Source organism: Calditrichia bacterium, from assembly GCA_020634975.1.
In the GTDB taxonomy this organism is placed as follows: Bacteria; Calditrichota; Calditrichia; order RBG-13-44-9; family J075; genus JACKAQ01.
In genome coordinates this window covers 3,098,070-3,112,910 of sequence record JACKAQ010000001.1, presented here as the reverse complement: position 1 = coordinate 3,112,910, position 14,841 = coordinate 3,098,070, and the positions used below count along the sequence as shown (strand labels likewise).

Annotated in this window: 8 protein-coding genes; 4 read left to right on the top strand and 4 right to left on the bottom strand. The window is 48.1% G+C overall.

The features are described from left to right. Nucleotides 1-6: 6 nt before the first annotated feature. The 3 genes from H6629_12560 to H6629_12550 all read right to left on the bottom strand — a co-directional run bounded on the left by H6629_12560 (nt 7) and on the right by H6629_12550 (nt 6,171). Nucleotides 7-1,854, bottom strand: a complete 1,848-nt coding sequence (locus H6629_12560; protein MCB9068625.1) for a hypothetical protein — start codon at nt 1,852-1,854, stop codon at nt 7-9. 243 nt (nt 1,855-2,097) lie between these two features. Beyond that, nucleotides 2,098-3,084 (bottom strand): PorV/PorQ family protein, encoded by a 987-nt coding sequence (locus H6629_12555; protein MCB9068624.1) that lies wholly within the window; start codon nt 3,082-3,084, stop codon nt 2,098-2,100. Between the two features lie 225 nt (nt 3,085-3,309). After that, nucleotides 3,310-6,171 carry a PAS domain S-box protein gene (locus H6629_12550; GenBank protein ID MCB9068623.1) on the bottom strand — a complete coding sequence of 954 codons (2,862 nt, stop codon included), beginning with the start codon at nt 6,169-6,171 and terminating at the stop codon, nt 3,310-3,312. Between the two features lie 296 nt (nt 6,172-6,467). Here H6629_12550 and H6629_12545 point away from each other — a divergent pair, with 296 nt between their 5' ends. Next, on the top strand, nt 6,468-9,185 hold the full coding sequence (locus H6629_12545) for a T9SS type A sorting domain-containing protein (GenBank protein ID MCB9068622.1): 2,718 nt from the start codon (nt 6,468-6,470) through the stop codon (nt 9,183-9,185). Nucleotides 9,186-9,257: 72 nt separating this feature from the next. After that, nucleotides 9,258-12,257 carry a 3'-5' exoribonuclease gene (locus H6629_12540; protein ID MCB9068621.1) on the top strand — a complete coding sequence of 1,000 codons (3,000 nt, stop codon included), beginning with the start codon at nt 9,258-9,260 and terminating at the stop codon, nt 12,255-12,257. Here the strand turns inward: H6629_12540 and H6629_12535 are convergent. Continuing rightward, entirely contained in the window at nt 12,254-12,721 is a 468-nt protein-coding gene (locus H6629_12535) for a hypothetical protein (GenBank protein MCB9068620.1), read from the bottom strand. The genes H6629_12540 and H6629_12535 overlap by 4 nt on opposite strands. Nucleotides 12,722-13,182: 461 nt before the next feature. Between H6629_12535 and H6629_12530 the strand changes: the two genes are divergently transcribed. Next, the gene (locus H6629_12530) at nt 13,183-14,277 is read left to right on the top strand and encodes a sigma-54-dependent Fis family transcriptional regulator (protein ID MCB9068619.1); all 1,095 of its coding nucleotides are present in this window, start codon (nt 13,183-13,185) and stop codon (nt 14,275-14,277) included. Further along, complete coding sequence (locus tag H6629_12525) at nt 14,264-14,785, top strand: LptE family protein (protein MCB9068618.1); 522 nt, start codon at nt 14,264-14,266, stop codon at nt 14,783-14,785. The genes H6629_12530 and H6629_12525 overlap by 14 nt, the downstream gene beginning before the upstream one ends. Nucleotides 14,786-14,841: the final 56 nt, after the last annotated feature.

Genomic DNA, 14,841 nt, shown 5'->3' with positions numbered 1-14,841 from the left:
GTCCCTCTAATTATGCATGGTTGGCAATTCAATATAAAACACAGTGCCAACGCCGGTTTTGGTTTCAAAATACAAATTGCCTTCGTGTGCTTCAATCAATTTTTTGGAGATGGCCAAACCAATACCACCGCCGGTTTCTTTGGTCGTAAAATACAAATCGAAAATATGATCCCGGATATTTTCCGGTATTCCGGCGCCGTTATCCCGTATGGCCACAACCACAAATCGGTCGCGGAAATAGGTGCGCAGCGTCAGTTCGCCGCCACCTTTCATGGCGTCGAAAGCATTTAAAATAATATTGATAATTACTTGTTTTAATTGATCTTTGCTCACTTTTACCATTGGCAGTTCGCTGCCAAGCTGGCGATGAATTTCCACATTTTTTTCCAACGCTTGCTGGCTGACCAGATCGATCACTTCGCTCATCAAATCGTTAATATTTTCAAAAGTAAGCTGGATTTCCTGCGCCCGCGCCAGATTGAAAAACTGGTCGATCAGTTTGTTCAACCGCTCCACTTCCGAGTTGAGAATGTTGATCGATTTTTTGATTTTCCCGAGCCGCTGTTCATCGTCGATCGACCGTTCAACCATGTTATCCACAATTTCCGTGTGGATGGCCAGCGAGCTGAGCGGGTTGCGAATTTCGTGCCCAATGCTGGATGACAGTTGCGAAATAACACCATATTTCATGCTGCGCTGCAACGTTTGCTCGAGTTCGTGCAACATATCAATATTTTTCAGATAAAATGTGACGCCGCGAACCTGCTCGCGATCGTCCATAAACGGACGAGCCAGCACTTCCACATTAACCGCGCGGCCGTTCAGCAAATTCAGCGGTAAATTTTGCTTCACTTCCAGCGTTAACGGGTCTTTCGCCCGGCGATAAATTTCCAGCATCCGGGGATTTTTTTGCAAAATTTCATATACTTTTCGCTGCGAATTCGATTTGGTGCGAATGTGAAACACGTCCAGCACATATTCGTTGCTGGAGAGAATGTGCATGTTGTTATCCAGAATGAGCAATCCCTGATTGAGCACCCGCATCATCGAATGTGCCTTTTGTTCGGACTGCTGAAAGCTGCGATCCAGGTCGTCGCTGATGCGATATTCCTCATCCAGCTTCGAAAAAACGGATTGATCGCCGGCAGCCGTTTGCGGAATTTGCTGAACACCGTTTTCGCTTTGCGGAGCAGCTTCGCCGCTAACCCAAACCGGCGCACCGGCCGGAACATTGGCGCGCCAAGCAAACCATAACGCCAATATTATAAACGCACTTACAGCAAAAATCGCGCCCCACACAATCCACTTTCGCGCAACATCTAAATCGTGTAGTTGATTGATATCGATCACCATTCGAATGTGCCCGAGAAATTGCCCGTCAATGTTAACCGGCCAAATCACATCAAACTCGTTGATGCTTTCGTTGGCACCGCGTTGCACCAGTTGCGGCATTTGCTGGTTGAGCACTTCCAGCTCGTCCTCTTTGGTGTAAACGAGATCTTCCAATTGCACATCGGTAGAAATAACAATCCGGTTATCCGGTGAAATCAGCATGATAGTTTTGATATCTGGATTACGCTGGATAAAGCGTTTGAGCGCCAAACGGGGATTGTTGCGGTTGTATTGATTGAATTTGCCGAGATCGAAATTGCCGGTTTTGGGGACGATCCATTCTTCCACCTCGTTGGCCATCACATATGCCAATTGAGTGGGAACTTTGCTATTGAATTCCCGGATGTAAGCTTCGATACGATTGTTCAACGCATAAATAATTACATAACTGACAATGCATGCAATAATTCCGGCTGCAATCAGCAGGTATTTGTTAGATCGTATCAGTTGTTGTGCTTTCACGGGGTTTATCAACTTTTTTTATGAACTCGAAAAATAGGCACTGCGAGCCCCCAATACAATAATTCATTATCGATTTAACATACAAAATACGGGATTTTTCTGAATCATCTGTTCAGGCGGGAAGTATCATACAAAAATCGTGCACAAAAATCGTGAGCCACATCCCGAATCGGGGAAAACAGAATATTAGCTCACGGATGTTGCAATCCCGGATGGCGTCAACCGGGATTTTCCGGCAAAACATCAGTCGCCAAAATCGACCATCAGACCAATGCGGTGGGCGTTGCCCAACTCATCTTCGTAATTGGTAAACGAATAATCGACGCTGATTTTGGGAATGCGGATGCCAACCCCAAAATTCAGGCGTTGCAGTTCGTCAAATCCGCCGCGCAGTGCGAGGGTTTCTTTCATCATCAGCTCACCGCCGAAAGCACCGGAAATCATGTCCGATCCGCCGGTAGCGAGGTTGGTTGCGCCCTGCGTTTGCATCACCACATCCACAGTGGGAATGAGGTAGCTGCTCAATCCCGGCAACGGTAAATAATACGATGTGCCGAACCGCAGCGTCGGGCTGACCAGCTCTTTTTCGCCGGTATCCCACGCAATGAGTGTTGAGGTAATATTGCGGAACATCGCGGAAAGCTTCACGCGATCGTTGAGCGTGTAGCGCATGCCGGCATCAAAACCGAGCCCGTTGGCGTTGTGATCCGCCAGATCGCGGCGCACCAGTTTCATGTTCAAACCCCATGCAAAGCGCTGGCTGACCTGCGTGCCCAGCGATACAAAAAATACGTAATCGGCGCTGTTGAATTGATCCACTTTGCTGAAATCGATGTTCAGCAATTCGCCGTCGCTGCCCAAAATGGCTGCCGCGCGGGAATCCTGAATATTATCAACGCCCAAACGGATCACGCTGAAACCGATCACTTTGTTATCGCTGATCGGTTTGGCAAAACCGAGATAATCGTAATTGATCGACGAAATAAATTGTTGGGTGTGTGTAAATGCAATTTGGGTGGACTGAATTTGGGTGAGCCCGGCAGGGTTGTAAAATGTGGCATACACATCGCCGGAAAGTGCAGAAAACGCGCCGCCGAGCGCCTGCGCCCGCGCCGAAACGTCGATCGCCATAAATTCACCGGCGTATTTGCGAAAGCCGGTTTCCGCATAACTGATTTGCAGGATTGCGAAGATGCTCATCAAAATAAGCACTAATCGTCGTAATTGCATAACACACCTATATTTTACAGATTCTGGTTGCCGATTTTTGTTTGCCGTTTAACACCGTTTGCATCGCAGGAAAAAGTATGCCAACAGTCCATCCAAAAACAGAGTGGTAAACGCACCAAACGATACAATAGTTTCTCGATACAAATATATGGCACAACCCAGATAAATAAAATGGATAAATTTTCCACTAAAAAACCGGAAAGGAAGGGATAGAATCGCGGCAGGTTACAGGCTTTTTTCCCAATGAACCAATTGGCTGCGAAGCGCTTCGAGCTGGTCGGGGAAATGCGCCAACGTGCGGGTCAATTTGTCGATTTCGAATGATTGGGCTTGTTCGCGGGCTTTTTTTCCCCACTCCACCAATCCGGGAAGCTCATTCTGTTGCCCGATCTGATAAATCTGGTCACCGAATTCGGAAATTTCTTCGAGCACCATAAACTCCGAAACCGATTCCCAATGTTTGAAATGGGTCTCATCCAATTCTTTGAGCAATGCCACCAGCGAATGGTATTTTTCAAGATTGCAGATTTCAATTGAGCAAATGCTATTGTCCGGCGGATGCGGCAACTTGCCGTTAACAGATTCCTGTTTTTCCGGCAAATCGTAGTTCAAAAATTTCCGCAGCGTTTCGATGAGGTTGCGATGTGAAACCGGTTTGCTGAGATAAATATCACAGCCGGCAGCCAACGCACGATCCCGGTCTTCGGACATCGCATCCGCTGTCAGTGCGATGATGGGAATGTGCAACGTTTCCGGATCATTTTTTAGAATTCGGGTGGCCTGATACCCATCCATATTCGGCATTCGGATGTCCATCAAAATCAGTTTCGGCAAAGCTTTTTTGGCAATTTGCACACCCTTCTCGCCATCTTCCGCTTCCAGAATTTTTAGCGGCAAGTGTTTCAAATATCCGTTGATCAACTTGCGATTGTGGACAATATCTTCCACTACCAAAATTTCTGCAGGATGAAATTTGATATTCAAAAAATCCAGTTCCGAATCGGCATTATCCGCCGGTGCGCTGTTATGTTCCAACACCTGCACATTCCTGAAATAGATCCGAAACGTGCTGCCGGATTCCGGCATGCTTTTGACCGTCACACGTCCGCCCATCATTTCTACCAATCGCCGGGTGATTGCCAAACCCAAACCGGTGCCGCCATATTTGCGGGTGTTTTGCCCGTCCTTTTGAACAAATGCCTCAAAAATTCGCTGAATCTGATTTTCCGGAATGCCGATGCCGGTATCTTCCACATCCAAAACCAGATCAATATTTTCTGATGAATTCGCAGAAAATTTCCAGTGAACTGATAACTTTACATGCCCGGTGTCGGTAAATTTGATGGCATTCCCGACCAAATTGACCAATACCTGCCGCAGCCGTACTTCGTCCATTCGCACCACATTTGGCAGTTCCGGATTCAAATCCAATTGCAAGTCCAGATCTTTTTCGTGCGCTTTGTAAATAAAAATATCCCGAATTTCGTGCATAAATGTATGCAAATTAAGGGGTTGTGGATCCATATCCATTTTCCCCGCTTCAATTTTGGATAAATCCAGAATATCGTTGATCAGCGTTAGCAAATTTCGACCGCTGCTGTTGATCGTGTGCAAATAATCCCGGTGAACAACGTTATCCACCTGATCTTTCATCAACTCCGTAAAACCGAGAATAGCATTCAGCGGTGTGCGCAATTCATGGCTCATGTTTGTCAAAAATTCGCTTTTGGCGTGGTTTGCAGCTTCTGCGGCTTCTTTGGCACGCTGCATGGTTTCTTCAACCTGTTTGCGCTGGGTGATATCGAAAAACACCGTAAACAAAGCTTGTTTATTTTCAAATGAAATGTAATTCATCGAAATGGAAACCCAAAAAACTTCGCCATTCGGGCGTTTCAATTCAATTTCGTAATCGCGCAATTCCTTATTTTTTACGAATTCCGCGAGCATGATATCACGATCATTTTTCCGGGCATAAAAATCCGGCGAAACTTTGCCAATAGCGGCATCTGGATCGATGCCGAAAATTTCAGACACCTGTTTGTTGGCAAACAGTACAATGCCTTCGAACAAACTGGTGATAACAATCGGGATTGGCGAGGTTTCCGCAATTGCCCGGAAACGTTCCTTGCTTTCCTGCAGGGCTTTTTCCGCCGCTTTGCGATCGGTAATGTTGAAAATGGTGCCGTCCAGCCATTCCAGATTACCGTTTGAATCGAATTTGCCCTGCCCGCTTTCGTACACCCAAATCACGGAGCCGTCAGCGCACATCAGCCGATATTCCATCGAAAAAGCCTTTTTCTCAACGATTGCATCAAAAATGGTGGCATTTACTTTATCGCTATCGTCCGGATAAATCAGCGATGCATACGTCCGGACTTTATTTTCGAGCAATTCTTCAACGGGATAACCGGTCATTTTCTCGAACGGCTTGCTGAGGTATTCCATCGTAAATTCAGCGTCGTATTTACATCGATAAATAGCGCCAGTGATGTTGTTGGTCAGCGATTCAAACTGCTCACGATTTTCCCGCAGTTCGGAAATGGTTTTTCGCGTAACAGATATGTCGCGCAATACACCAATATACAGCCGTTCACCTGTAACATCCATCAAACTAACCGACCACTCCAGCGGAAAAATTTCGCCATTTAGCCGCCTTCCGGTGGTTTCCATTATGCTGCCGCGTTCTTCTGTGTTGGCAGTTCGGGCATTCAATTCCGCGAGTGTTTCGGATACAATTTGATCCCTGAGAATCGTTTGCAGGGGTTTTCCAACCATTTCCATACTGGTTGCACCGAAAATTTCTTCCGCCGCCGCGTTAAACGATTCGATGATGCCGTTGCGATCATAAGTGATCACCCCGTCAATCATATTGTTCAAAATAGACTGGATCCACAGCCGGTTTTTCTTCTCTATTTGCCGATTTTGCAGGTGTGTTTCGGTTGGATGTTGTGCCGGCGGGAGCATCGTTTTCTGCTCAAAAGCTTCGTAGCTTTCGCTGACAACTTTTATAAATTGTTGCAGATCAACATGACCATCAGCGGATTGTTGGCGCAGTTTTTCGAGCTGTTGTTGTAAAAGTTGATGCACTTAACGATCCCTGTTTTTGAAAGCAACTGCGTCCGGCATTGTTTCAGAAATTCCAAACATATATCTTCGCGTCATTTGCGAATATTAAAATTGTCGTCTGTTTGGCAAAAAATTAAATGACTATTCCACAAAAAAATTTCTGGGATGCACAAAAAACAACCATTTTTCAATGGAATTTCGGTTGGTGAGCAAATCAAAATTTTATTGTTTCGCACCGCAAAATAGTAATTCCATACTTTTTATCGGGTGGCGAATGGGCTAATTTCCGGGTAATACATTTGTTGAAGGAGATATTTATGAAATCTGATCTACCCAAAAGCATTCACTTTGTCATCATTACCATCGCATTAATTTTATACACAACCGCGCAACTGGCTGCCGCAGGAAAAGTTTACCTTGTTTTAGGTTCTGATACCGCCATTTGGAACGGGATGGACGTCGCAAGGTACAACTGCTATTACAGCCCGCTGCTTTACACCGATCCATCTGCAAATGCTTACGGCGTAATGGATCCAACATACCGCAACGCGATGACCGATTCCTACGGCACGCCGATGAAGCTAACCTGGTGGATGATGTGCGGCAGCATTTTCGGTCCCGGATCAAACACAAACGTTCCCTTCCCGAACGTAATGACGATGTATCTCATGAAAAAATATCACGGCGAGCGTGTTCAGCAATTCGGCGATGAACTGAGCCTGCACTACCACACTTTTCAGTGGAACGATTACGACAACGACGGCAAATTCTGGTGGAACCAGACCTACACATTTGAAGAATCGCGGGATGATTATGAATTTACGCTGGCGCAACTGCTCATTGAAGAAGGCGTTTTTCCGGTATCCTTCCGCAGTGGATGGCATTTTATGGATAACGGCTGGCAGCACCATTTGGACGACTGGGTGCCCTACAGCATGCACAACGATTGGCCGAACGACCGCATCGACACCGAGGAGCCGCTGGACAACACCTTCCACTGGGCAGACGCACCGGGGCAGTTCGTGCCGTATCGACCGTCGCCAGAAAATTACCAGCTGCCCGGCGATGGTCCCGGCTGGAACGTTCGCTCAACCCATTTAAATACAGCACGTTACCGCGACTTGATCGATTCGATTTTCACCCGCGCGGCAAACGGGCAGGATCAGCTCGCCTGCATTTGGGGACATTTGCCGGAAACCGATTTTTTGAGCAATCTGCAAATTATCGATAGCCTGGCGCATCGATTTTCCAACCAGACGGGTGTCAGCTTCCGCTATTGCACAGCCATCGAAGCGATGCAACGCTGGCGCGAAACCAGCGATTCGCTGCCGCCGGTGCTCACTTTTGATGCTGTCGAATCCGGTGATGACGTCTACTTTCAGATCACCACCGATGAGCCGATTTTCCAGAAATACCCGTTTGTCGCGGTGAAAACCATTTACGAACAATACCAGTTGATTCCCTGCAACAGCAGCGGCGCGAACAGTTGGCAAACCGCAACGCCGGTGAGCAAACAATTTTTGGCGCGCGCAGCCGTTGCCGTTTGCGATACGCTCGGCAACCAATCGCTGGATTTCATCGATTTTCGTCCGGCGGATACATTTGTGGACAATGAGGACGCCGGATATTCGGAAATTTCCGGCAACTGGAGCAGCGTTTCCGGCGATTTTTGGGGCGTCGATCACCGGATGGCGGGCATTTCAACGGGCGATTCCGCCATCGCCGAATGGCAATTTTCACCGGCAGCAGACGGAATGTTCAACATCGAAATCCGCATGCCGAATGTGGCAAATCCGGCCAATCAGCTCACGTTTTATCTGACTGAAAACGGCAGCGCAATCGACACAATTTCAACTGATGCGCCCACCGCAAACGCCTGGCAGTACATCACAACGGCAAATTTCGCCGCCGGAAGCGCGGTTTCGCTGAAAATGGTTGCCAAAACCAATTTGGCAAATGCCAACGTCGCTGCGGATGTGGTCAAATTTTCTGCGCTGGTACGCGACCGCGATCTGCACCCGGCATCGGCTGTGCTCGATTTTGGCGAAGTGATTATCGACGACAGCACTTTTGCCGATTTGGCGCTCACCAATCGCGGCATCGAGCCGCTGACGATTTCCGGCATCACATCCGCCAACGGTTTTTCCGGTGTGCAGCAGCAGTTCCCGCTCACCATTCCGGGAAGGGGCACCGTCAATATTTCGGCGTTCGTTGTGCCGGAAACCATCGGCGATCTGCGCGATACGTTGCGCATCGCCAGCGATGATCCGGTGAAACCGCAGCTGGAAATTCCCCTCTCTGCAAAGGTGCAGCATTATTTTGTGATCATCGATAACGAAGATGCACAGGCATACAGCGAAACCGGAACCTGGGCAACCAGCAACGCACAAGCGTATGGCAGCAGCAGCCGTTACGCACCGCTCGGGCAAAATCCCGGCGCGGTTGCCACATTCACTGTAAATATTGAAAAATCAAGTTATTACGATCTGTTTGAAATTGTGCCCACAACCGTAAACGCAGCCGATCATGCGCTGTATCAGGTGTATCTCAACGGGTTTCTGGTGGACGCTTTTAACGTGGATCAAAACGACGGCAGCGGCAATTGGGTGAAGCTGGCGCGCTATCATTTTCCGGAAAATGCGACCGTTGAAGTGCGGGTGATTGACGACGGCGGCAGCACGCCCGGACTGGTGCTGCGGGCGGATGCGATCAAATTTGCCATCCCGGATGACGCAACCGCCATCGCCGAACCCGGTAACGGCTCGCTTCCCGAAACGTTCGAATTTGAGCAAAATTACCCGAATCCGTTTAACGCCACCACCCGTTTCCGCTATGCGTTGCCGCAGCAATCGCGGGTGGAATTGCATATTTTTAACGCGATCGGGCAACAAGTTGCCACACTAATCGACGAACCACAAACTGCTGGAAATTATGAATTTAGCTGGGACGCCAACGCATTCGCCAGCGGCATTTATTTTGCACGGCTGAAAGCCGGGAATCAGGTCAAAACGCAAAAAATGATATTGTTGAAATAGAATGCTGTTTTCGTATTATATTGTAACGATTCAATCAAAAATTGAAATATTTTACACAAAACGAACTGATAAATGAGCAACGAAGTCGAAGAAACCAACATTCTCCCGCCGGACGTTTACGCCGCGCTGAATCTCGATGAATTTGTGGCGGTGGATATCGAAACCACCGGGTTGCAATACACCAATTCGGAAGTGATCGAAGTGGCTGCAGCAAAATTCCGCAATGGCGAACTTGCCGAAACGTTCGAACGGCTGATAAAACCTGCCACCGCGATTCCGGAATACATCACCAAATTGACCGGCATTGCCGACAGCGATGTTGCCGGCGCACCGGCGTTCCGCGATGTGCTGCCCGATTTCCGGGAATTTTTGGGCACCGCGCCCATCATCGCGCATCACGTGCCGTTCGATCTGCCGTTTCTGGAATATCACGCGCGGTTGGTGGATCGCAATTTGAAAGGCTGGCAAAATCGCAAACCGGTGTATCATTATTTCCCGAATCCCAAATACGACACAGCGGTTTTGGCGCGGATGTATCTCCATTATTTACCATCGTTTAGCCTGTCCAATTTGGTCGATTATTTTCAGTTTTCGGGTGATGTTTCGCACCGCGCTTTGCCGGATGCCAAAAATGCCGGACTCGTTTTTCGGGAGCTGGTGAATTTTGCGATCCAAACCAAATTTGCGGATGTTCAGAAAATTCTGCAAATCCTCGAAGCAGCGGACGATCCGATCAGCGATTTCTTCCAACATCTGGCAAAATTTTTGTCCACCGGCACCACGGTTGTTGGCGGCATCGACCGGCGGCAGTTCGATTTTAAGGCGAATCATTATAATATTATCGGCGAACGCAGCAAGTTGAAAGGTCCTGCGGATCTGCTGGAAGAGCAGGATTGGGATTACGAACCGCCGGAATGGGAGCAGGCTGCAGGATTGCTCGATGAATCGGACATCGCCGATTTTTTTGCAGAAAGCGGCGAACTCTCCCAAAAATTCGGCACTTACGAAACCCGCGATCAGCAGGTGGCGATGGCAACCGCAATCGCACGGGCGTTCAACAGTCAGCAATTTTTGACCGTGGAAGCGGGCACCGGCACCGGAAAATCGCTGGCATATCTGGTTCCGGCGATCCAATGGGCGCTAAAAAACAACGCGGAAAACGGTCGCGTGGTGATCAGCACCAACACAAAAAACCTTCAAGAACAATTGTTTTTTAAGGATTTACCGGTGCTGAGCGGTATCCTGAAAGATGAATTTAAAGCAGTGTTGCTGAAAGGTCGCGGCAATTACCTTTGCCTCGACAAATGGACAACCGTAATGCGCGATCCCGACGCACGGCTCACCGAAGATGAGCGGACAAAAGTGCTGCCGTTGCTGTTCTGGATGGCGGAAACCGAAACCGGCGATATCGCCGAAAATAACGCATTCCGGGTGGAGCGCAATGGCGGGCTGTGGTCGAAATTTATCGCCGAAAGCCAGTATTGCCCCGGACAAAAATGCAAATATTTCAAAGATTGTTATTTGATGAAAGCGCGCGAAAACGCCCGCAATGCCCACCTCGTTTTGGTGAACCATTCGCTATTGTTTGCGGATCTGGTTGCGGAACATTCGGTGATTTCACCGTATCGCAACCTCATTTTCGATGAAGCACACAATCTGGAAAAAACCGCGACGGAATATCTCGGTGTTGCCGTAAACATTTGGTTATTCAAAGATTTAACCAGCAAATTATATGTGAAAGAAAAGTTCGAAAGCGGCGCTCTGGCACAGTTGGTGCGCAATCTCCGCAAAAGCGAACTGGACGCATCGCAGGTGGATACGCTCACCAAACAGATTGATAAATTGATCGAAAACGTACTGGAATTATGGGCAACCGCGCAGGATTTTTTCCGGGAGCTGGGTCGCCAGTTGCGGCAAATTACGCCGGAAAATCAGACGCAATATGCCAGTCGGCATCGCTACAAATCACACCACATTTTCGAACCGGTGCTGCCGATTTACGACCAGCTTGCCCGGCAAATCAACCGGCTGCAGGCCGGACTGGCAAATATGGTAGAAAATTTCCGCGATTTTAAAGAAAATAGTTTCGACAATCAGGACCAGATTTATCGCGAATTGAAAACCCAAACCGTTACCGCAGCAGCGCTGTTGGAGAGCATCGATTTACTGCTTTCCGCGAATGACGAAACGCGGGTGTATTGGTACGAACTGCCGCAACGGGAAGACAGTCTGGACATCCGGCTATACGCTGCGCCGCTGAACATCGGCGAATTGCTGCACGAGCAGTTGTTCGGCAAATTGCGCACGGCTATTTTCACTTCGGCGACGATCGCCGTCAACCAGCGGTTCGATTATTTTCTGGAACGTACCGGCATCAACCGCAACGAACCAGATCGTGTAAAGGCGCTGATGCTCGATTCGCCGTTTCGCTATCGCGAGCAGGTGTTATTGGGGATCGCTTCATTTTTGCCGCCACCAACGGATAAACGGCATTTTCCCGAGCTGAAAAAATTAATCCGCGAGCTCAGCCAGCGGTTGCGCCGCGGTTCGCTGGTGCTGTTCACCAGTTACAGCACGCTCAACGAGGTATATCGCGATGTACAAAATGATATGAAACTGGCGCAAATGCCGCTGCTCGCGCAGGGCTTGGACGGCGGGCGGCACGCGATTATCAGCCGCTTCAAACGGGAAAAACCGGCATTTCTGTTCGGGACGGACAGTTTTTGGGAAGGTGTGGATATTCCCGGCGATGCGCTGGAATTGGTAGCAATTACCAAGTTGCCGTTCGATGTGCCGACAGATCCGGTGTTTCAAGCTAAAAGTGAAATGATTGAAGCGCGAGGCGGGAATTCGTTTTACGAACTGTCGATTCCGGAAGCCGTGATTCGCTTCCGGCAGGGATTCGGGCGGTTGATCCGCAACCGCCAGGATTTTGGCGCGGTGCTCATTTTGGACAATCGCGTTTCCACAAAATCGTATGGGCGAATGTTTTTGAACTCGCTGCCGGTAACGGCTAAATCTTTCGCAAATGCAGATGAAATGTGGCTGCAACTGGAGCGTTGGTTCGGCTAAGTTGCTGCGCTTTGTGAAATCAGATCATCCAGTTTGCGCACCAGCGCACCGTCTTTTTCATTCATTCGGCGAACCAGTTCGCGGAATGTCAAATGGCCTTCCACTTCATGAAAACCGGTTCGCTCCCAGGTTTCCGGCGATAAATTTCCCAGCAATTTCAAAAACGATTTTCGCTGATTCAAAAACTCGTCCGTCAATTCCTGAATGCTGGCGTTTTTGGTTCGGCGAATTTCAATGAGACTGTTGATATCGATCGGTGGCAGATAGGGATGTTCGGCACGCAAAATTTTATTTAGCCGCAGTTCCACAACCTCTTCCTGCACAATTACCAACACCGTCAAAATATCGTGAACCTGGCGAAAACGATCGCCCTTGTTTAATTGGCTGATCGCATCGGGCAGCCGTTTTGAAATATTCTCAAAATCGGAAAATACATGTTGAGCTTGTTCGATTAGCACGTTCATTACCAAATTTTATTTATTATTTTTAATTTACGGAATTAATCAACGATGAAGCGAAAACAGCCAATAGCCGTGGCCGATCAACCATAACGTGATAAAAATAATGTGTGATAGACATTTGAAGTAGCATAAATATCACATCCTGAATATTAACAATATTTACGAGCATCGGAAAAATTGGATAATTCTTGAGCAAATATGCATAATCGATATAATTTGAGCAAAAAAAATCCTGCACGGTAAAACATCTTCAGTTCCACAGATTACTAAAAAGGTTAGGAAAACGTCAAAAATCCATTATTTAAACCATGTTAGCTCTTGCTTTCAGCCTGCCAAAATTATAATTTTGATGACAATTTTACAGGAGTTGTGGGTTGGTAATTTTGAATAAATATAAAAAAATTCAGGAAGAATTGGGGATCATCGGCGAATCGGAAGCCACCCGGGAAGTTGTTGAACTGGTGATGTCCATTGCGCCGACAACCATTAGCGTGCTCATCACCGGCGAAAGCGGTTCGGGAAAAGAGGTTTTCGCTCGTGCACTCCATCAACTCAGCCCTCGCAAAAACAAAAGCATGATATCCGTAAATTGCGGTGCAATTCCCGAAGGGTTGCTGGAAAGCGAACTGTTCGGTCACGAAAAAGGGGCGTTCACCGGCGCTATTTCTACCAAAAAAGGGTTTTTTGAACTCGCCGATGGCGGCACTATTTTCCTCGACGAAATTGGCGAAATGCCCATCCAAACCCAGGTTAAACTGCTGCGCGTTTTGGAAACCGGCGAATTTATGCGGGTCGGCAGCGGCGAATTGCGAACGGTTGATGCACGGGTTGTTGCGGCAACCAACCGCGATTTGGGGAGAATGGTTCAACAAAAGCAGTTCCGCAAAGATCTGTATTATCGCCTGAAAGCGGTCACCATTTTTTTGCCGCCATTGCGGGAACGCCGGGAAGACATCCCGCTGCTCATCGAAAAATTCACTGCGGATGTGTTGAAAAACGAGAATCTTTCATTTGCCGGATACACCGAGGAAGCGCTGGATATGCTCCGGCGATACAACTGGCCGGGAAACGTGCGGGAGCTGCGCAATTTTGTGGAAACCGCCATTGTGCTGGCACGCGGCCAAAAAGTGAATTCGCAAATGGTGCGCGAACAGCTTAGCCATAACGACGAACATGTGGAAGTTGCCAACGCCCTGCCCATGCCGCTCGGCATCACCCGGGAAGATGCAGAACGCGAACTGGTGTATAAAGCGCTTGTTTCCATCGGGCTGGAAATGAAAGAAATGAAATCTATGCTGATGCAATTGTTCGAACGAATCGATCACAATTATTCAGAAAATAATGTGGTATATTCCCCGGTGGAGCCGGAAACAGAGCACATTCAGATTAAACCGCTGGATGAAATGGAACGGGAAATTATCGAAAAGGCGCTGGATCGCTACAACGGCAACCGCCGCAAAGTGGCGCGGGCGCTGAACATCAGCGAGCGAACACTGTATCGCAAAATAAAGGAATACGATCTCGTCCGGAAAGATGATGAATATGATGATGAAGATTAAACCCTTCGCCACTTTGGTTTTATCGCTCCTTTTTCCGGCGCTCATCCTGATGATTGTTTCGGGATGTGTCAAATATTCATTTCGCGGGGCATTGCCTTCGTCTATCAAAACTATCGCAATTCCGTTGTTTGAAGATCGATCCAACTGGATTGGGCTGCAGGATAAAATGACCAACGACGTCATCAACGCATTTATCGAAGACAATTCGCTTCAAGTGATCGAAAACGAGGACGATAGCGATTTGGTACTCCGGGCGACCATCAATTCCGTTAGCCAGCAACTGTCGTCGGTTGCCGGCGACGAAACCGTGCTCGAAGAAAAATACGTTGTTTCGGTAAAAGTGGAGTGCTATAATCGCCAAACCGATAAACTATTGTGGAACGGCACCATCAGCGATTTTGGGATTGTCCCCGGTACCGGTGGGCAGGCAGAACAAGATGAAGCCGTGAACGAAGCCACAGAAAGAATTGTCGCCGAAATTCTCAACCGAACGGTTGCAGCGTGGTAAAAAAACAGGCAATAAGTTAAGTAAAATCAAATACCTTGGACTGGTAAAGGATTCAT

Excerpts from the sequence above, each read along its gene's own strand:
- H6629_12530 (MCB9068619.1), top strand. The coding sequence starts at position 13,183 with ATGTCCATTGCGCCGACAACCATTAGCGTGCTCATCACCGGCGAAAGC.
- H6629_12545 (MCB9068622.1), top strand. The coding sequence starts at position 6,468 with ATGAAATCTGATCTACCCAAAAGCATTCACTTTGTCATCATTACCATC.
- H6629_12535 (MCB9068620.1), bottom strand. The coding sequence starts at position 12,721 with ATGAACGTGCTAATCGAACAAGCTCAACATGTATTTTCCGATTTTGAG.
- H6629_12540 (MCB9068621.1), top strand. The coding sequence starts at position 9,258 with ATGAGCAACGAAGTCGAAGAAACCAACATTCTCCCGCCGGACGTTTAC.
- H6629_12525 (MCB9068618.1), top strand. The coding sequence starts at position 14,264 with ATGATGAAGATTAAACCCTTCGCCACTTTGGTTTTATCGCTCCTTTTT.
- H6629_12555 (MCB9068624.1), bottom strand. The coding sequence starts at position 3,084 with ATGCAATTACGACGATTAGTGCTTATTTTGATGAGCATCTTCGCAATC.